Annotated in this window: 16 protein-coding genes; 10 read left to right on the plus strand and 6 right to left on the minus strand. The window is 69.5% G+C overall.

The genetic code is table 11. The annotated features are described in order from the left end of the window. Positions 1–92: 92 nt before the first annotated feature. Positions 93–1,337: a serine hydrolase domain-containing protein gene (locus ACFYTS_RS25060; RefSeq protein ID WP_357287335.1), complete on the minus strand. Its 1,245-nt coding sequence runs from the start codon at positions 1,335–1,337 to the stop codon at positions 93–95. Positions 1,338–1,506: 169 nt separating this feature from the next. Between ACFYTS_RS25060 and ACFYTS_RS25065 the strand changes: the two genes are divergently transcribed. Next, positions 1,507–2,901: an alpha/beta hydrolase family protein gene (locus ACFYTS_RS25065; RefSeq protein WP_387307550.1), complete on the plus strand. Its 1,395-nt coding sequence runs from the start codon at positions 1,507–1,509 to the stop codon at positions 2,899–2,901. 71 nt (positions 2,902–2,972) lie between these two features. Next, the gene (locus tag ACFYTS_RS25070) at positions 2,973–3,587 is read left to right on the plus strand and encodes a class I SAM-dependent methyltransferase (protein WP_357287340.1); all 615 of its coding nucleotides are present in this window, start codon (positions 2,973–2,975) and stop codon (positions 3,585–3,587) included. A 3-nt stretch (positions 3,588–3,590) separates the two neighbouring features. On the opposite strand, the gene ACFYTS_RS25075 is transcribed toward ACFYTS_RS25070, so the two are convergent. The 3 genes from ACFYTS_RS25075 to ACFYTS_RS25085 form a co-directional block, all read right to left on the minus strand. Further along, positions 3,591–3,995 carry a VOC family protein gene (locus tag ACFYTS_RS25075; RefSeq protein WP_357287451.1) on the minus strand — a complete coding sequence of 135 codons (405 nt, stop codon included), beginning with the start codon at positions 3,993–3,995 and terminating at the stop codon, positions 3,591–3,593. A 152-nt stretch (positions 3,996–4,147) separates the two neighbouring features. Continuing rightward, on the minus strand, positions 4,148–4,831 hold the full coding sequence (locus ACFYTS_RS25080) for a response regulator (protein ID WP_387307552.1): 684 nt from the start codon (positions 4,829–4,831) through the stop codon (positions 4,148–4,150). Continuing rightward, positions 4,813–6,546, minus strand: coding sequence for an ATP-binding protein (locus ACFYTS_RS25085; RefSeq protein ID WP_387307554.1), 1,734 nt, complete (start codon positions 6,544–6,546; stop codon positions 4,813–4,815). The genes ACFYTS_RS25080 and ACFYTS_RS25085 overlap by 19 nt, the downstream gene beginning before the upstream one ends. 158 nt (positions 6,547–6,704) lie before the next feature. On the opposite strand from ACFYTS_RS25085, the gene ACFYTS_RS25090 reads away from it, so the two are divergent. The 3 genes from ACFYTS_RS25090 to ACFYTS_RS25100 are packed head-to-tail and all read left to right on the plus strand — an operon-like array spanning position 6,705 to position 9,516. After that, positions 6,705–7,583 carry an ABC transporter ATP-binding protein gene (locus tag ACFYTS_RS25090; RefSeq protein ID WP_387307556.1) on the plus strand — a complete coding sequence of 293 codons (879 nt, stop codon included), beginning with the start codon at positions 6,705–6,707 and terminating at the stop codon, positions 7,581–7,583. Continuing rightward, positions 7,573–8,460: an ABC transporter permease gene (locus ACFYTS_RS25095; protein WP_357287352.1), complete on the plus strand. Its 888-nt coding sequence runs from the start codon at positions 7,573–7,575 to the stop codon at positions 8,458–8,460. The genes ACFYTS_RS25090 and ACFYTS_RS25095 overlap by 11 nt, the downstream gene beginning before the upstream one ends. Positions 8,461–8,463: 3 nt before the next feature. Beyond that, positions 8,464–9,516, plus strand: a complete 1,053-nt coding sequence (locus tag ACFYTS_RS25100; RefSeq protein ID WP_387307559.1) for an ABC transporter substrate-binding protein — start codon at positions 8,464–8,466, stop codon at positions 9,514–9,516. Between the two features lie 48 nt (positions 9,517–9,564). Here the strand turns inward: ACFYTS_RS25100 and rarD are convergent, their stop codons facing one another. Continuing rightward, positions 9,565–10,491 (minus strand): EamA family transporter RarD, encoded by a 927-nt coding sequence (gene rarD, locus ACFYTS_RS25105; RefSeq protein WP_357287453.1) that lies wholly within the window; start codon positions 10,489–10,491, stop codon positions 9,565–9,567. A 330-nt stretch (positions 10,492–10,821) separates the two neighbouring features. On the opposite strand from rarD, the gene ACFYTS_RS25110 reads away from it, so the two are divergent. Continuing rightward, a complete protein-coding gene (locus tag ACFYTS_RS25110; protein ID WP_387307561.1) occupies positions 10,822–13,293 on the plus strand; it encodes an HAD-IC family P-type ATPase in 2,472 nt (823 codons plus the stop codon). 138 nt (positions 13,294–13,431) lie between these two features. Beyond that, positions 13,432–14,259 carry a PhzF family phenazine biosynthesis protein gene (locus ACFYTS_RS25115; protein ID WP_387307563.1) on the plus strand — a complete coding sequence of 276 codons (828 nt, stop codon included), beginning with the start codon at positions 13,432–13,434 and terminating at the stop codon, positions 14,257–14,259. A gap of 151 nt (positions 14,260–14,410) precedes the next feature. Here the strand turns inward: ACFYTS_RS25115 and ACFYTS_RS25120 are convergent, their stop codons facing one another. Continuing rightward, positions 14,411–15,322, minus strand: coding sequence for an ADP-ribosylglycohydrolase family protein (locus tag ACFYTS_RS25120; RefSeq protein ID WP_357287363.1), 912 nt, complete (start codon positions 15,320–15,322; stop codon positions 14,411–14,413). A gap of 215 nt (positions 15,323–15,537) precedes the next feature. Between ACFYTS_RS25120 and ACFYTS_RS25125 the strand changes: the two genes are divergently transcribed. The 3 genes from ACFYTS_RS25125 to ACFYTS_RS25135 are packed head-to-tail and all read left to right on the plus strand — an operon-like array spanning position 15,538 to position 17,097. Next, on the plus strand, positions 15,538–16,332 hold the full coding sequence (locus tag ACFYTS_RS25125) for an acyl-ACP thioesterase domain-containing protein (protein WP_357287366.1): 795 nt from the start codon (positions 15,538–15,540) through the stop codon (positions 16,330–16,332). After that, a complete protein-coding gene (locus tag ACFYTS_RS25130) occupies positions 16,332–16,925 on the plus strand; it encodes a pyridoxamine 5'-phosphate oxidase family protein (protein ID WP_387307565.1) in 594 nt (197 codons plus the stop codon). The genes ACFYTS_RS25125 and ACFYTS_RS25130 overlap by 1 nt, the downstream gene beginning before the upstream one ends. Beyond that, positions 16,906–17,097 carry a hypothetical protein gene (locus ACFYTS_RS25135; protein ID WP_357287371.1) on the plus strand — a complete coding sequence of 64 codons (192 nt, stop codon included), beginning with the start codon at positions 16,906–16,908 and terminating at the stop codon, positions 17,095–17,097. The genes ACFYTS_RS25130 and ACFYTS_RS25135 overlap by 20 nt, the downstream gene beginning before the upstream one ends. The last annotated feature ends 115 nt before the right edge of the window (positions 17,098–17,212 follow it).

Raw genomic sequence — 17,212 nt, forward strand, 5'->3', positions numbered from 1 at the left:
CCGAAGCCACGCGGGGGCGCCGGTGATGAACGGCGTGGCGGGCCCTGCGTGTCGTGGCAGAGGTCACCCGGAGGCGCTCGCGGGCATCGGGTTCAGGCGGCGGCGGGCTGGGCGTTGGTCGTGGTGCGGCGCGCCGCGTTGGCGCCCCGCACCGCCAGCGGCAGCACCCATGCCGACGCGATCTGGTCCAGGCCCATGGCCCCGAGGCCGAGCCGGTTGTGGACGAATCCGACCGACAGGCCCAGCCGGGGTTCCGCCCAGCCGAAGGACCCGCCCAATCCGATGTGCCCGAAGCCGGCGCGCGCCCCCGGGACCGGCAGCGAGTGATAGCCCATGTGCCACATCATCGGGATGTAGAACAGCGCGCGGTCGAGGTGATAGCTCTCCACGCGCCGCATGGCCGCGATGGTCTCCGGCGACAGGAACCGGCGGCCCTCGTGCATGCCCCCGTTGGCGAGCGCCCCGTACACCGTGGCCAGTCCGGTGGCGGTGCAGACGCCGTTGCCCGCGCCCAATTCGGTGTGCAGGATCGGCGGGTCCTCGCCTTCGAGGAGTTGATCCAGGCCGGGCAGGAACAGCGCCCGCGCCGCCGCGCCGACCGCGCCGGGCAGCGAATACGCGCGGCCCAGGGCCAGCGAGACGTAGTTGGCGCCGACGGCCGACAGCTTGTTGCCGCTGAGCACCGCGGCGCTGGTCGGCGATCCGGCCGGGGGCAGGCCCAGGTGGATGCCTTCCGCGCCCAGCGGTTCGGCGACCTCGGTGCGGATCAGTTCGGCCATGCCGCGCCCGGTGACGGCGCGGGCCAGCCCGGCGAGCAGCCAGCCGAAGGTGAGCGCGTGATAGGTCGGGACGCCCAGCAGATGATCGGGTTTCGCGGCGGCCAGGTGGTCTTCCATCATGCGGTGGTCGAGCACATCGTCGAGGCCGCGGGCGATCTCGGGCAGCCCGTAGAGTCCGGCGCGGTGGGACAGCAACTGCCGCACCGTGATTCGGCCCTTGCCATTGGCCGCGAATTCCGGCCAGTAGTGGGCGACGGGGGCGTCGTAGTCGAGCAGGCCGCGGTCGGCGAGCCGGTGGATGACGGTGGCCGCGATGCCCTTGGTGGCGGAGAAGACGATGGCCCCGGTATCGGCGTCCCAGGCCCGGCCCGGCGCGGCGTCCCCCGTCCAGATCCGCACCAGCGGCTCCCCGCGCAGGTGCACCGTGAGCGCGCCGCCGGCACCCGGGTGACCGCCGACCATGCGGGCGAAAGTGCGTACCAGCGGGCCGAATTCGGCGGCCGCGTAACCGCCCACCGTGGCGGGCAGGTCGACGAGCCCCGTAGCGTCATTGCTCACGCCATCCACGGTACGAGTGACCAGTCACCGAGGGCAATGACGACACCGGGAGAGTTACTGTCGTTGGCCCAGTGGTTATCCGGGGTGGCCGGGTAGTGACCGCGGCGTTACCGATAAGGGTTTACCGAGATCAGCGGGGTCACGACGGTGTATCGGTAGGCTGAGGCGCATGCGGAAGCCGTGGTCGCTGGTTGCGGCGGCGCTGGTCGTGATCGCCGCGCTGGTCGCCGGATGTTCGTCGTCGAAGCAGGAGAGCGCCCCTCCGGTCACGCTGACCGGGGACTGGCACGGCGCTATCGAAGTGCCCGATCAGCCGCTGGCGGTGGGAGTCGACTTCGCCGCGGACGGCACGGCCACCATCGACATTCCGGCACAGGGGGTGGTGGACGGGCCGTTGAGCGAGGTGCGGACCGGTGCGGATGCCGTGACCTGGACGATCACCAAGATTCCGGGCAAGCCGTCGTTCCAGGGCGTCTACGACAAAGGCTCCGACAGCATCAAGGGACAGTTCACCCAGTCCGGGCAGTCGTTCCCGCTGACCCTGACCCACGGCAAGGTCGAGGGGCCGCCGCGGCCGCAGGAACCGAAGCCGCCCTACCCGTACAAATCCGAGGACGTCAGTTATCGCAGCGGCGACATCACGATCGCGGGGACGCTGACCGAGCCGCAGACGGGCGGACCGTTCCCGGCGGTGCTGCTGATCAACGGCAGCGGAGCCAACGACCGTGACGAGGAACTGCTGGGCCACAAGCCGTTCCTGCTGCTCGCCGACACCCTCACCCGCGCGGGGTACGCGGTGTTGCGTACCGACAAACGCGGTGTCGGGCAGACCGGCGGGCGTCTGAACAGCGCGACCTACAGCGATCTCACCGCCGACATCGCCGCCGGAATGACCTTCCTGCGCGGGCGTTCCGATATCGACGCCACCCGGATCGGGCTGCTCGGGCACAGCGAAGGTGGGTACCTCGCGCCGCTCTACGCGCGGCGGCCCGACAGCGGGGTCGCCTTCGTGATCATGATGGCGGGCCCGGCTGTGCCCGGTTCCGAGGTGCTGCTGGAACAGAATCGGCTGATCCTGGCCGCGCAGGGCGCGACGCCGGAGCAGGTCGGCAAGCAGGTCGGGTTCACCTCGACGCTGTCGTCGGTGCTGTGCAAGGGCGATCTGGTGGCCGCCAAGGACTATGTGCGCCAGCACAATGACACCCTCCCCGCGGGCGAACAGCTCTCCGAGGAGGCCATGGACGAGTTGGTCTCGCCGTACATGGCGGCCCTGGTCTGCTACGACCCGGCCCCGGCGCTGTCGGCGCTGCGGGTTCCGGTGCTGGCGTTCTACGGCGGCAAGGATCTTCAGGTGCCGGCGGCCCAGAACGAGGGTCCGGCGCGGACGCTGCTGGCCGCGGATCCGGACGCGACCGTGACCGTGTTCGACGGTCTCAATCACCTGATGCAGCCCGCCGACAAGGGCACGCCGGACGAGTACGCCCGGATCGAGACCACCATCGACCCGCAGGTGCTGACCACCGTGACCGGCTGGCTGACCCAGCGCTTCCCGCCCGGCCACTGAACCGCCCGCTCGATTCGCCCGTATGGACCGAAAGAGTGGCAAACGAGCCAACCGATTGCGAGAGTGGTGTCGTGGGATTCTACGAGGATCGAGTCGTGCCCCGGCTGGTCGACCTGTGCTGCGGTGCGAAGAACATGAACGGCGAACGCAGGCGGGTCTGCGCCGGCCTCCACGGCCGGGTCGTCGAGATCGGCTTCGGATCAGGACGCAATGTGCCGTTCTATCCGGAGACGGTGAAGTCGGTGAGCGCGGTCGAGCCCGCCGATCTCGGCTGGCGGATGGCCGCCGGACGGGTGGCCGCGGCGACGGTTCCGGTGGAACGCGCCGGCCTGGACGGGCAGGCGCTGCCGTTCGCCGACGACAGTTTCGATTCCGCGCTGTCGACGTGGACGCTGTGCACGATTCCCGATGTCGACGCCGCGCTCGCCGAGGTGCGCCGGGTACTGGTGCCCGGCGGCACATTTCATTTCGTCGAGCACGGACTGGCGCCGGATCCGGGTGTCCGGAAATGGCAGCACCGGCTGGATCGCCTGGAACAGGCGGTCGCCGGTGGCTGCCATCTCAACCGCGACATCCCCGGTCTGGTCGAAGCCGCGGGCTTCGAGATCCGCGATATCGACCGGTACTACCAGCAGGGCCCCAAGCCCTGGGTGGCGTTCTCACTGGGCACCGCGGTCGCCCCGTGACGGCTATTCCGCCTGCGGCCAGCCGCCGTACGGCACGGTGATCAATTCCAGGTAGTGGCCGACGGGATCGAGGAAATAGATCCCCCGGCCCCCGTCATTGTGGTTGATCTCGTTGACGCCCTGCTGCCGCGGATCGGCCCAATACGTCATGCCGTACCGCTTGATCTTGGCGTACGCCGCATCGAACTCGTCCTCGGAAACCAGGAACGCGTAATGCTGCGGCTGCGGTTCGCCCTCGAAACCCGGTGGCAGATCGGCGAAGTCGAAGGTGACTCCGTTCCCGACGGAAATCGGAATGAACGGCCCGTACGGCTTGCCCACCTCCACCCCGAGGATATCCGCCCAGAATTCGGCGGAAACCCGATTGTCCGTGCACGCGACAATGGTGTGGTTGAACTGGATGGTGATAGGAATTCTCCTGTGTTCGTGGCGATCCCGACCCTGGACCGGTACAAGTCGGCCGACAGGAGCACCGCCACTGATTCGACGGTAACCAGGTGCCCGAGAATTCGCCAAGGGCGGTGTGGCGACCGTCACAGGAGAGGTCCGCGATCGAGCGGTCATGCGCGCCGGGGCGCGGAGTACTCCTGTTCCGGGCGGCCGGTGCTGCCGTAGCGCAGCTGCATTCGCAGGTCACCGGCACCGACCAGGTTCGCCAGATAGCGTTGCGCGGTGGCGCGGGAAATGCCGATGGCGGCCGCCACCTGAGCCGCCGACATCGCGACGTCGGCGTCGCGGACCGCTTGCAGCACCAGATCTTTCGTCGGCGAGGCGGCCGGGGCCGCGCCGGTCGACACGCTGGTCGGGGACGCCGCGGGGCGCAGGGCCGTCAGTGCGGCATCGACATCGGCGGCGGCGACCTCCGAGCCCGCGAGCAGTCGCCGGTAGCGCGCGTATCCGGCCAGCCGGGTGGCGAGCACCGCGTGATCGAACGGCTTCACCAGATAGCCCAGGGCGCCGGCCGACAGCGCCGCCCGGACCGTGGCCGATTCCGTTGCGGCGGTGAGCATCATGGCGTCGCAGGTGAGCTCGCGGACGAGGTCGACGCCGGAGCCGTCGGGCAGGTAGACGTCGACCAGTGCCAGATCGAACGCGCCCTCGGCCAGTGCGGTGCGTGCGGCGGCGATCGAGTTCACGGTCGCTCCGACCGTGAATCCCGGTAGTGCGGAGACGATTCCGGCGTGCAGGTTCGCGACGCGGAAGTCGTCGTCGACCACCAGGACGGTCAGTTCTCCTCGGCCCACGCCGGCTCCTCCTCGGTCAGTACGCCCGGCATTCGGGCGATGAACTCCGCGCCCCGCAGCCGGGGCTCCCCGTCCACCGCATCGTCGCGTACCCCACCGGGGTCGCCGAGCAGTACATCGCCACCGCGGGCGCGTGCCACCTGGCGAGCGAGCGCCAGACCCAGGCCGCGTCCGCCGGGTCCGCCGCCGGCTTTGGTCGAGACTCCTTCGGCGAAGATCGAATCCGCGAGCTCGGACGGTACGCCTGTCCCGCTGTCGGCCACCGCGAGGTGCACGGTGTCGCCGTCGCGCACCAACTCGACCTCCACCACGGGTTCGCGGCCGGCGGCCGGGGCGCTGCTCGCCGCGTCGATGGCGTTGTCGACGAGATTGCCGAGCACCGTCGTGACGTCCACGGGCGCGGCGAGATTCGCGTCGACCCAGGTGTTGGGGCCGAGGCGGAGGTGGACGCCCTGTTCGCGGGCGTGCGCGGCCTTGGCGGCCAGGAACGCTTGCAGGTACGGGTCCCTGATGGCGTCGAGGCCCGGCAGCGTCGTGCCGAGGGGTCCGGATCCCAGCAACTCCTCGACGTAGCGGGCGGCCTCGTCGGGGCGGCCGGTGTGGAGGAGGCCGTTGAGGAGGTGGAGACGGTTGGCGAACTCGTGGCGCTGGGCGCGCAGGACGGTGCTCATGCTGGAGACGGCGTCGAGCTGGCGGGTGAGGGATTCGACGTCGGTGCGGTCGCGGACCGACAGGACCGCGCCGAGGGCGCGGGTGTCGCGGGTGACGGCGCGGGCGGTGACGACCACGATGCGATCGCCGACGGCGGCCTGAACCGGGTTGCCGTCGGCGGCGCGGAAGGCTTGCAGGACACGGGGAGTCAGGCCGATGGAGTCGATACTGCTGCCGGGCGCGGGATCGATGCCGAGCAGGCGGCGGGCCTCGTCGTTGACGACGGTGATCCGGGATTTCGCGTCGGCCGCGACCACACCCTCGCCGATGCCGTGCAGGACCGCGTCCTGCTCACGGACGAGGTCGGCCAGATCGGCGGGTTCGAGACCGAGGGTCAGGCCGTGCCAGCGACGGGCCAGCAACACCGATCCGGCAATGCCCGCCAGCAGCGCGCCGCCGACCAGCAGACCGGCCCGGCGCAGATCCCGCAGCAGTTGTTCGTGCACGGCCGCGGTCGAGATGCCGACGCTCACCTCGCCCACGACCCGGCCGCGACCCGACTGGCCTCCTTGCGGATCCGGTTGCAGGACGGGCACTTTCGCCCGGACCGATTCGCCGAGGGTGCCGTGTTCCCGCATCACGACCTCGCCGCCGCCCAGGGCGCGGGAGGGGTCGGTGCTGACCATCTCGCCGAGGCGGGCGCGGTCGGGGTGGGCCAGGCGGATGCCCGCGTCGTCGGTGATCACGACGAACAGCGCACCCGTGCGCAGCCGGGCGCTGTCGGCGATCCGCTCGAGTTCCCCGTCGGCCAGTTCCGACCTCAGTCCCGGACCAGCGGGAAGCGGGCTGTCCGCATAGTGCGCGACGGCGGCGCGGACCTGCGGGTCGGAAGCGACGGTGCGGGCGATGGCCAGGGCGCGCTGCCCGTATTCACCGGAGAGGCGGTCGCCGCTGACGTACGCGAAGACGCCGAAGGCCAGGCCGACGGTCAGACCCACCACCGCGATCTGCAACAGCAGGATCTGCGTCCGGAGCCGGACGGAACGCGGGCCTGGCGATACCACGACGCCAGTGTAGACAACCCTCCGCAAACGCCTGAGCAGAATGCGCAAAACGGTCGAATCGCTGCTTGTGTGACTTGCGCGCACAACCGGGTGGAGTGTGACCCGGCACACGTAACTTCGCTTCGACGCCGCAGCGGCGGCACTGGAACGGAGCGGTAATGAGCACAACGACCACGGAGCGCGGTGGCACGACGCCACCGATCGAGCCGGCACCCCTGATCGAATTGCGCGGCGCGACCAAGCGGTTCCCCGGCAACAACGGCGGCATCCACACCGCGGTGCGCGACCTGAACTTCACCGTCGCCGCGGGCGAATTCGTCGCCGTCGTCGGCCCCACCGGCTGCGGCAAGTCCACCACCCTGTCGCTGGTGTCGGGTCTGGAACCGGCCTCGGCCGGCCGAACCCTGGTGCGCGGCAAGGACGTCCGTGGCATCCCGGACGGCGTCGGGTACATGTTCCAGCAGGACGCGGTGCTGCCGTGGAAGTCGGTGCTCGAGAACGTGGCGCTGGGCCCCAAGTTCCGGGGCGTCGGCAAGTCCGAGGCGCGGGAGCGGGCGGCCCGCTGGGTGCGCACGGTCGGGCTCGGCGGGTTCGAGAACTACTACCCGCATCAGCTGTCCGGCGGCATGCGCAAGCGGGTGGCCCTGGCCCAGACCCTGGTCAACGATCCCGAGATCATCCTCATGGACGAGCCGTTCAGCGCCCTGGACGTGCAGACCCGCCAGCTCATGCAGGACGAACTGCTGCGGGTGTGGTCGGGCTCGGACGGCTCCGAGGGCCGGGAGAAGGGCCGGGCGGCGGTCATTTTCGTGACCCACGACCTGGAGGAGGCCATCGCCCTCGCCGATCGGGTGGTCGTCATGACCGCGAGCCCCGCGACAGTCTGCGGCGACTTCCGAGTCACCCTGGACCGCCCGCGCGATGTCGAGGAGGTGCGGCTCACCGAGGAGTTCCGCGACCTCTACAAGGAGATCTGGGAAACGCTGCGCGATCAGGTCGAGGCGGCCCGCACGAAGGGAGCGACCCGTGTCGCTTGACGTTATGGACAAGACCGCCACCACCGCACCGGAATTCGAGGTGGAGACCGAGGAGCAGATCCTCGCGCGGGTCCGCTCGCAGGCGCGCAGGAACAAGATCCGCACCTGGGGTCTGCGCGCCCTGATCGTGGCCGTGTGGCTGGGTTCCTGGCAGCTCACCGCCACCTATTGGATCGACCCGTTCTTCTACTCCAAGCCCTCGCTGATCTGGGACCGCCTGGTCGAATGGTTCACCGAGGGAACCCAGTTCGGCTCGATCTGGCTGCAGCTGTACACCACCGTGCAGGAAGCGGTGCTGGGCTTCGCCATCGGCACCGTGGCGGGCATCGTGCTGGGCGTGCTGCTGGGCCGCTCCCGCTACTGGGCCGACGTGCTGGCCCCGTTCATCAAGGCGCTCAACGCGGTCCCGCGCATCGTGCTGGCCTCGCTGTTCATCATCTGGTTCGGCCTGGGCTTGCAGTCCAAGGTGGCGACGGTGGTCGTGCTGGTGTTCTTCGCGGTGTTCTTCAACGCCTTCACCGGCGCGCGTGAGGTGGACGGCAATGTCATCGACAATGCCCGCATCCTGGGCGCGAGCCGCCGTCAGGTGCTGGGCTCGATCGTGCTGCCCAGCGCCACCACCTGGATCCTGTCATCGCTGCACACCGCGTTCGGTTTCGCGCTGATCGGCGCGGTGGTCGGCGAGTACGCGGGCGCCGGCAAGGGTTTGGGCCTGCTGATCAGCAACGCGCAGGGCACGTTCGACGCGGCGGGCATCTACGCGGGCATGATCATCATCACCGTGGTGGCGCTGGTCGCCGAATGGCTGATCGGACTCGCGGAGAATCGGCTGCTGAAATGGCGGCCGTCGCAGGCCGGTTCGGGACACGGGATCTGAGCCATGAAGTACCGCAAGCATATCGCCGTGATCCTGCTCGCCGTCGGCTCGCTGCTGCTGGCGACCGGTTGCCGCGACTCCCGCACCATTCCGACCGCGAACGGGCGGCCGCAGATCACCATCATGGTGGGCGGCCTGGAGAAGGTCATCTATCTGCCCGCCATGCTGACCGAGCGGCTCGGCTTCTTCCAGGCCAACGACCTCGACGTGCACCTGCTGGGTGAGCAGTCCGGCGCGAACGCCGAGACCGCGCTGCTCACCGGCGACGTGCAGGCCGTGGTCGGCTTCTACGACCACACCATCGACCTGCAGGCCAAGGACCAGTGCCTGAAGACCGTGGTGCAGTTCGCGGACGTACCCGGCGAGGTCGAGCTGGTATCACAGCAGGACGCCGCCGCCGTCAAGTCGCCCGCGGACTTCAAGGGCCGGAATCTGGGTGTCACGTCGCTGGGTTCGTCCACCGACTTCCTCACCCAGGCGCTGGCCGGGCAGGCCGGGCTCGGGACCTCCGACTACACGCGGGTGAAGGTCGGTGCGGGACAGACCTTCATCGCGGGCATGAACCACAACGGCATCGACGCGGGCATGACCACCGATCCGACCGTCGCCAAGATGGTCTCCTCCGGGGACGCCGAGGTACTGGTGGACATGCGCAACGAACAGGGCACCCGGGCGGCGCTGGGCGGGCTGTATCCGGCCGCGTCGCTGTACATGCGCTGCGAGACCGTGCAGGCGCATCCGGACATCGTGCAGAAGCTCGCGAACGCGTTCGTGGAGACACTGCGCTGGATCAGATCCCACTCCCCCGAGGAGATCGCCGCCAAGATGCCCGCCCAATACGCGGGCGGCGATCCGAAGCTGTACGTCAAGTCCATCACCGACTCGATCAGCATGTTCAACGGTGACGGGCTGATGAAACGCGAAGGCGCGGAGAACGTCCTGCGCATCCTCGGCCGGTACTCCCGCAATGTGGCGCCCGTCCGGGACCGCATCGACCTGGACGCCACCTACACCAACGAGTTCGTCGGCAAGGCCCAGGGCGCACGCCGACCCTGACCGGCCGCCCGGAACCGCACACCACATGAGGGGGTGTGCGGTGCCGCGCTAGGCGGAGGTCTTCGCGGCGCGGCGGGAGCGGCGCAGGGCGTCGGCGGTGAAGATGGCCAGCGCCAGCCAGATCAGCGCGAAGCCCGCCCAGCGGGAGGCGGGCATCGGTTCGTGGCCGACCGCGACACCCCAGGTCAGCTGGAGCGCGGGCGTCAGATACTGCAGGATTCCCATGGTGGACAACGGGACTCGCGGTGCGGCCAGCGCGAACAGCACCAGCGGGACCAGGGTCACCGGCCCGGTCAGCATGAGCAGTCCGGTGTGCCCGGCCGCGGAGCCGAACGTCGCGTTGCCGGTGAGCGCGATGACGATGACCGCGATCAACGCGAACGGCGCGGCCGCCAGCCCCTCCGCCGCCAGCCCGGGCAGCGCGTCCAGCCGGATCACTTTCTTCACCAGACCGTAGGTGGCGAACGAGCACGCCAGGATCAAGGCGATCCACGGCGGGCGCCCGTAGTCGACGGTCAGCACGATCACCGCGGTCGCGCCCAGCCCGAGCGCGACCCACTGCGGGGCGCGCAGTTTCTCGCGGAAGATGAGGACGCCGAACGCCACCGTCACCAGCGGATTGATGAAATAGCCGAGCGCGCACTCCACCACGTGATGCGAGATGACCCCGTACACGTAGGTGCCCCAGTTCAGCGAGATGGCGGCCGAGGCCACCGCCGCCAGCCGCCAGGTCCGCGCGTCGATCCGCCGCAGCTCCCCGAGCCGCCCGGCGACCAGCAGCGCCAGCAACGCGACGACCAGGGTCCATAGGATCCGCTCGGCCAGCACCTCGCCCGCGCTCGCGAAGGACAGCAAACCGAAGAACGCGGGAAACAGACCCCACAGGAAGTACGCGCTGATCCCGAAAGCGATCCCGGTGTCCCGCTCCCCGTCGTGCCGCGCGAATCGGCCACGCCACCCGCGCTCGGCCGTCACCGTCACGGCACCCGCGGCCGGATGCGGGGCGGCGGACTTCGGATGCTGATGTCCTTCGGCCACCCAATTACGTTAGCGTGCGCAACAAGTCTGTTTCGCCGCGATACCGCCGCGCCTTGCCCACCACCGCGCACGGCCGCAGCGCCGCCACGCAGCTCGACGCCGCCGGATGTCACGCGCCGCCCTGTCCTGGCCTGTGTCCTCCCCCACCCTTCTTCACGGTGTCCGATTTGCCGGAGTTTGCCTGTGACCTGGCACGCCGCACATTTTCGACACCGTCGAATTCAGCTACATCTGGGTTAACGGCTCGGACGGGCTAGCCTGGTCGGCATGTCGATCACCGCGCAGGCAGCGAGTCCGCCGAGCCCACCCGCGCTGGGGCTCACCTCCGCCGAGGTGGAGCAGCGGCGGCGGGACGGGCTGACCAACGATGTACCGGAACGGGCCAGCCGGTCGGTCAAGGACATCGTCCGGGCGAACGTCTTCACCCGGATCAACGCCATCCTCGGCGTGCTGTTCATCGTGGTGCTGGCCACCGGATCGATCATCGACGGCATGTTCGGCCTGCTGATCATCGCCAACAGCGCGGTGGGCATCATCCAGGAGATCCGGGCCAAGAACACCCTCGACAAGCTGGCCATCGTCGGTCAGGCCAAACCGATGGTGCGCCGCGACGGACAGGCCACCGCGGTCACGCCGCAGGAGGTCGTGCTCGACGACATCATCGAGCTCGGCCCCGGCGACCAGATCGTCGTCGACGGCGAGGTGATCGAGACCGAACTCCTCGAGGTCGACGAGTCGCTGCTCACCGGTGAGGCCGACCCGATCGACAAAACCCGTGGCGCGCAGATCATGTCGGGCAGCTTCGTGGTGTCCGGCAGCGGCGCCTACCGGGCCACCAAGGTCGGCAAGGACGCCTACGCCGCCAAACTCGCCGACGAGGCCAGCAAGTTCACCCTGGTCAAGTCCGAGCTGCGCAGCGGTATCGACACCATCCTGAAAGTCATTACCTACCTGCTGATTCCGGCGGGCCTGCTGTCGATCTACAACCAGCTGTTCTCCTCCAAGGAATCCTGGCGGCCCGCGGTCAACGGCATGGTCGCCGCTCTGGTGCCGATGGTGCCCGAGGGCCTGGTGCTGATGACCTCCATCGCCTTCGCCGTCGGCGTGGTCCGGCTCGGCGCGCGCAAGTGCCTGGTACAGGAGCTGCCCGCCATCGAGGGCCTGGCCCGGGTGGACGTGGTGTGCGCCGACAAGACCGGCACCCTCACCGAGAACGGCATGCGGCTGGCCGAGATCCGGCCGGTCGACGACGGCGGGCGCACGGCGGACCCGGCGAACGACGGCCAGGCCCCCGAGGAGTTGCGCCGCGTACTGGCCGCCCTCGCCGCCGACGACCCGCGCCCCAACGCGTCCGTGCTGGCCATCAAGGAAGCGCTGCCGGACGCCCCCGGCTGGCAGTCCACCGGTCTCGCGCCGTTCTCCTCCGCCAAGAAGTGGAGCGGCATGTCCTACGGCGAGCACGGCAACTGGCTGATGGGCGCGCCGGACGTGCTGCTGGACCCCGACACCGAGATCGCCGCCACCGCACAGGAGATCGGGGCCCAGGGCCTGCGCGTGCTGCTGCTGGCCCGCAGCGACCGCCCGGTCGACGCGCCCGACGCGCCCGGCCAGGTCACCCCGGCGGCGCTGGTGGTGCTGGAACAGAAGGTGCGGCCCGACGCCAAGGGCACCCTCGAATACTTCGCCTCCCAGCATGTTTCGACCAAGGTCATCTCCGGCGACAACGCGGTGTCGGTCGGCGCGGTCGCGTCCTCGCTCGGGCTGAGCGGCGGCGACGATCCGGTCGACGCGCGCACGCTGCCGACCGACCAGAACGAACTCGCCGACGTGCTCGACGAGAAGACCGTCTTCGGCCGGGTCCGCCCGGATCAGAAGCGCGCCATGGTCGGAGCCCTGCAATCGCGCGGGCACACCGTCGCCATGACCGGCGACGGCGTCAACGACGTGCTCGCCCTCAAGGACGCCGACATCGGCGTCGCCATGGGCTCGGGCAGCCCGGCCACCCGCTCGGTGGCGCAGATCGTGCTGCTGGACAACAAGTTCGCGACCCTGCCGTACGTGGTGGCCGAGGGCCGCCGGGTGATCGGCAATATCGAGCGGGTCTCCAACCTGTTCCTCACCAAGACCGTCTACTCGGTGGTGCTGGCCTTCCTGGTCGGCATCGCGGGCATCGGGTCGCAGATCTTCCACTACAAGGCGATCGGCTACCCGTTCCTGCCCCGCCACGTGACGATCGCCGCCTGGTTCACCATCGGCATCCCGGCCTTCATCCTGTCGCTCGCGCCCAACAACGAGCGCGCCCGCACCGGATTCGTCGGCCGCGTCATGCGTTTGGCGATCCCGTCCGGCGTGGTGATCGGCGTGATGACGTTCATCTCCTACCTGATCGCCTACCGGGGACCCGACGCCGGGGACACCGCGAAGGTGCAGGCCGGCACGACGGCGCTGATCACGCTGCTGATCATCGCGGTGTGGGTGCTGGCCATCGTGGCCCGGCCGTGGAACTGGTGGAAGATCCTGCTGGTCGCGGGTTCCGTTGCGGGATACCTGATCCTGTTCGCGGTGCCGTTCACCCGGCACTTCTTCAAACTGGATCCGTCGAATGTCGCGCTGACCACCTCGGCGGTCGTGTGCGGCGCGATCGGCGTGGTGCTGGTCGAGGTGGCGTGGTGGCTCAGCGCCAAGTATCTCGGCGACACACCGCACAACGCACCGGCGGTCCTGGACGAAAACGACTGAATCGCACGATGTTCCGGAGCGGCGGCGCACCTCAGGGTGTGCCGCCGCTTCGCTGCTTCCAAACTGGTCGCATGGTTTGGCTCGCCGGGTGGTCGGCCGTCCTGGGCAGCGGTCGAAATCGCAGGTACCTTGTGCCCCATGGAGGTCTTGCTACATCAGCTCGACGCATTCGCCGACGCGCCGTTCTCCGGCAACCCCGCGGCGGTCATGCCGCTGCTGTCGTGGCTGCCCGACGAACTGCTGCAGCGGCTGGCCGAGGAGAACAACCTCGCCGAGACCGCCTTCTACACCTCCGCCCTACCCGCGGGAGCGGGTGTGCCGCCGGACAACTCGCCCGCCTTCCACCTGCGCTGGTTCACCCCCACCGTGGAGGTCGACCTGTGCGGACACGCCACCATGGCCACCGCCGCCCAGATCCTCGACGACATGCACCCCGGCGCGGACCGGGTGCATTTCTACACCCGCAGCGGCTGGCTGCGCGTCGACCGCGACCGCGACGACCTGGTGCTGGACCTGCCGTCGGTGGCATCGGTGGAAATCGATGTGCAGGAGGAACTTCCGCACCGGCTCGCCGAGGCGCTCGGCGTGCGGCCGCTGCGCGCGTTCGAGGGCACCGACGTGGTGCTGGTCGTCACCGCCGAACACGAAGTGCGCGAATCCCGCCCGAACTTCGCCGCCTTCCCCGACCTGAAACGCGCCGCCATCCTCACCGCCGAAGGCACCGAGGTGGACTTCGTCTCCCGCGTCTTCGCCCCCGGCCAGGGCATCCCCGAAGACCCGGTCACCGGTTCCGCGCACGCCCAGCTCACGCCGCTGTGGAGCCGCGAACTGGGCCGCACCAGCCTCACCGCCCGCCAGCTGTCCCGCCGCGGCGGCTCCCTGCGCTGCCACCTCACCGGCGACCGTGTCCGCCTCACCGGCCGCTGCCGCCGCTACCTGGACGGCGTCGTGCGCATCCCCGACTGAGAGCCCGGCACGGCCGGCCATACCCTCGTGCGGACGGCCGATTCAGCACACGGTCAGCGGTTCCATCGGCGGCTGCGACCCTCCGGCGGGCCTCCCCGGTGGCGCGCCGGCGCCTCCAGGCGGCGGCTGCCGGATCATCGCGGCGGCCGCGTCAGTGCGCGAGGATCTGCCGGGTGAGCGTGTCCAGGTCGTCGGCACGGTAGCTCGGATAGCCGTGGACGATCTCCCGCCACTCCGCGGGCACGGCCGACGCGCCCCAGCGAGCCCCGAGCAGTCCGCCCGCGATGGCCGCGGTGGTGTCGGTGTCGCCGCCCGCGCGGACCGCCAGTTCCAGTGCGGCCGGAAGGGTTTCGGCATGGGTGATCGCCCACCACGCGGTCTGCAGGGCGTGCACGACCCAGCCGTTCTTGGCGAAGTCGGCCGGGACGCCGCTTTCGGCCTTGTCCAGCAACGGTTCCCAGAAGCCGGTGTCCACCTGCGACAGCGCTTCCCGCAGGCCGTCGTAGGTGCCGAACAGCACGGCGTGGCGGATGGCGAGGGTCCAGAGTTTGCACGCCTGCATGGCCTGCATGTCGTAGTGGGTCAGCGAGCTCACCAGTTTGGCTGCCTTGCCGCACTTCTCGGCATCGTCGAGATAGGCGAGGGCGACCGGCGCGGTCCGCATGAGCGACCCGTTGCCCGCCTTGAGCCCCGGCAGATCGTGCGCCCGCAGCTGCATCGCGCGGCCGGTCCGATCGCGATGCTCGAGCACCTGCCGCGTCTGGTTCCCGATGTCGACGGGCTCGGCGTCCCACCACGCCACGAATTCGGCGGCCACCGCGTCCAGCCCTTCGGGGCTGCACAGGTCCCCTGCCACGGCCGCCGCACGCGCCACCGCGACCGCCATGGCGGTGTCGTCGGTCCACTCCCCCGGCGCCCACCGGAACGCGCCGCCGCCCTTCATCCGGATCTCCACGTCGGGACCGGGATGGGTGAACTCGTAGCCGGCACCCAGCGCGTCCCCCGCCGCGGTTCCCAACAGCACGCCCAAGGCCCGATCAGCCTGCTCCGGCGTCAATTCCATCCGCATTCGCCTCTTCCGCTCCGATGCCGTCGGCATCGATCCGTCACGCGTATCCGATCCACCACGACGTTACCCACCCCGAGGCCGCGACGACCCGGGCATCCGCGGTCTTTACGGTTCTGGACTACCCTCGGAAACAGTCCGGTGCAGTGTCGCCGCCGCAGTGTTCCGCGCACTCCCTCCCCACTCGGATGCAAGATCCGGAGGTTCTGCCGATGAAGAACCAACTCGCCGATCATCCCGCACAGACCGCCGCCGACCCCGTGTCCGCGCCGCTGGCCCCCGTCCCGGGCTCCGGCCACATCTTCGACGTCCATCGTCGCCTGAGCACCGTCGACATCGACGAGAGCCAGAATCTGCGCATCGACGGCATCGCCCGCCACCTCCAGGACGCCGGAGTCGACCATCTGATACAGGTCGGCGCCCTCGAATCCCACCCGCACTGGATCGTGCGGCGCACCGTCATCGACGTGCTGCGCCCGATCACCTGGCCCACCCGGCTGCGCGTGCGCCGCTGGTGCTCCGGCATCTCCCCGCGCTGGTGCACCATGCGCGTCCGCATCGACTCCGACACCGGCGGCCTCGTCGACACCGAGGGCTTCTGGATCCACATGAACAAACGGACCATGAGCCCGTCCCGCGTCGCCGACGAGTTCTTCGACCTCATGGCCACCACCACCGAGGACCACCGCCTGCGCTGGCGCCAATGGCTCGACACCCCCGCCCCCGCGGCCGACGGCACCCGATACCTCCTGCGCCGCACCGACACCGATCACTTCCGGCACATCACCAACACCGCCTACTGGCACGCCGTCCACGAATTCGCCGCCGACACACCCGAACTCACCCGGGGCCCGCACCGCTACATCCTCGAATACAACAAGCCCATCCGATTCGGCGAACCCCTCGACATCCACGCCGCCCCCACCCCCGAAGCCCTCACGCTCTGGTTCACCGTCGACCACGCCACGCGAGCCATCGCCCAACTCCACCCCCTGGAGGACGCCTGATGCTCCCCACCCCTGTCTCCGCCGAGGACCTCAACATCTACGGCCAGGCCGACCTGCCCTGGGACCGAGTCCGCAAAGCCCTCGACATGGCCATCGGCCTCCCCGAGACAGCCGAGTTCCTCGGCACGGTAAGCCCTTCCGGCAAGCCCAGCTCCGCGGGAATCGGCTGCGTCGAATCCGACGGCCATCTCTACTTCACGAGCGGACCGGCCACCAGGAAGTCCCGAAACCTGGCCTCGAACCCGGACTGCACGCTCTCGCTGCGCCTCCCCGGAGTGGACCTGGTCCTCTCCGGGGAGGCTCGGCAAGTCACGGACACGGCCGAACTAGACCGCGTCACCGCTGTCTACCGCGCGGGCGGATGGCCCGCGGAACGATCGGGGGACGAGGTCACCGCCCCCTACAGCGCCCAGAGCGCGGGTCCCGCACCATGGCACCTGTACCGCTTCACCATCCACTCGGCCGTCGGGGTGGCGCTGACCGACCCACACGGGGCAACCCGCTGGCAGTTCGCGCACCGAGGGATGGCGTTGTCACAGGAGCACTCAGATGCACCAGACGACGCTACCGAGGTTGAAACACCACGCAGCTGATCCGAACGATCCGTCGATCGGAGTGGCGGAGGTCGCCGGCGGCGCCGCAGCGGCGGTGTCGGCACCGGCCGCGGGTGCAGCCAAGACCAGCAAGGGCGCCGCAAATACAGTCGCCGCTACGGTTTTCATGATCTTTCTAGACATTTTGCTTCCTTACCACGAGCTTTTGTGATGTCCGCGTCTACCAGGCTGCGCTGCCGAGCTAGCGGACTTGACCGCGATCGCGTCGCAGGCCGAATCGGCTCTGCGACACCCGATTGGCTCCTCGGTTCAGTAGTAATCCTTGT

It is taken from the genome of Nocardia sp. NPDC004151 (genome assembly GCF_042874235.1).
Lineage (GTDB): Bacteria > Actinomycetota > Actinomycetes > Mycobacteriales > Mycobacteriaceae > Nocardia.

What these genes read in the sequence shown, in the direction of transcription:
- ACFYTS_RS25065 (WP_387307550.1), top strand. Translation starts at nt 1,507, where the DNA reads ATGCGGAAGCCGTGGTCGCTGGTTGCGGCGGCGCTGGTCGTGATCGCC.
- ACFYTS_RS25110 (WP_387307561.1), top strand. Translation starts at nt 10,822, where the DNA reads ATGTCGATCACCGCGCAGGCAGCGAGTCCGCCGAGCCCACCCGCGCTG.
- ACFYTS_RS25090 (WP_387307556.1), top strand. Translation starts at nt 6,705, where the DNA reads ATGAGCACAACGACCACGGAGCGCGGTGGCACGACGCCACCGATCGAG.
- ACFYTS_RS25130 (WP_387307565.1), top strand. Translation starts at nt 16,332, where the DNA reads ATGCTCCCCACCCCTGTCTCCGCCGAGGACCTCAACATCTACGGCCAG.
- ACFYTS_RS25100 (WP_387307559.1), top strand. Translation starts at nt 8,464, where the DNA reads ATGAAGTACCGCAAGCATATCGCCGTGATCCTGCTCGCCGTCGGCTCG.
- ACFYTS_RS25120 (WP_357287363.1), bottom strand. Translation starts at nt 15,322, where the DNA reads ATGGAATTGACGCCGGAGCAGGCTGATCGGGCCTTGGGCGTGCTGTTG.
- ACFYTS_RS25125 (WP_357287366.1), top strand. Translation starts at nt 15,538, where the DNA reads ATGAAGAACCAACTCGCCGATCATCCCGCACAGACCGCCGCCGACCCC.
- ACFYTS_RS25115 (WP_387307563.1), top strand. Translation starts at nt 13,432, where the DNA reads ATGGAGGTCTTGCTACATCAGCTCGACGCATTCGCCGACGCGCCGTTC.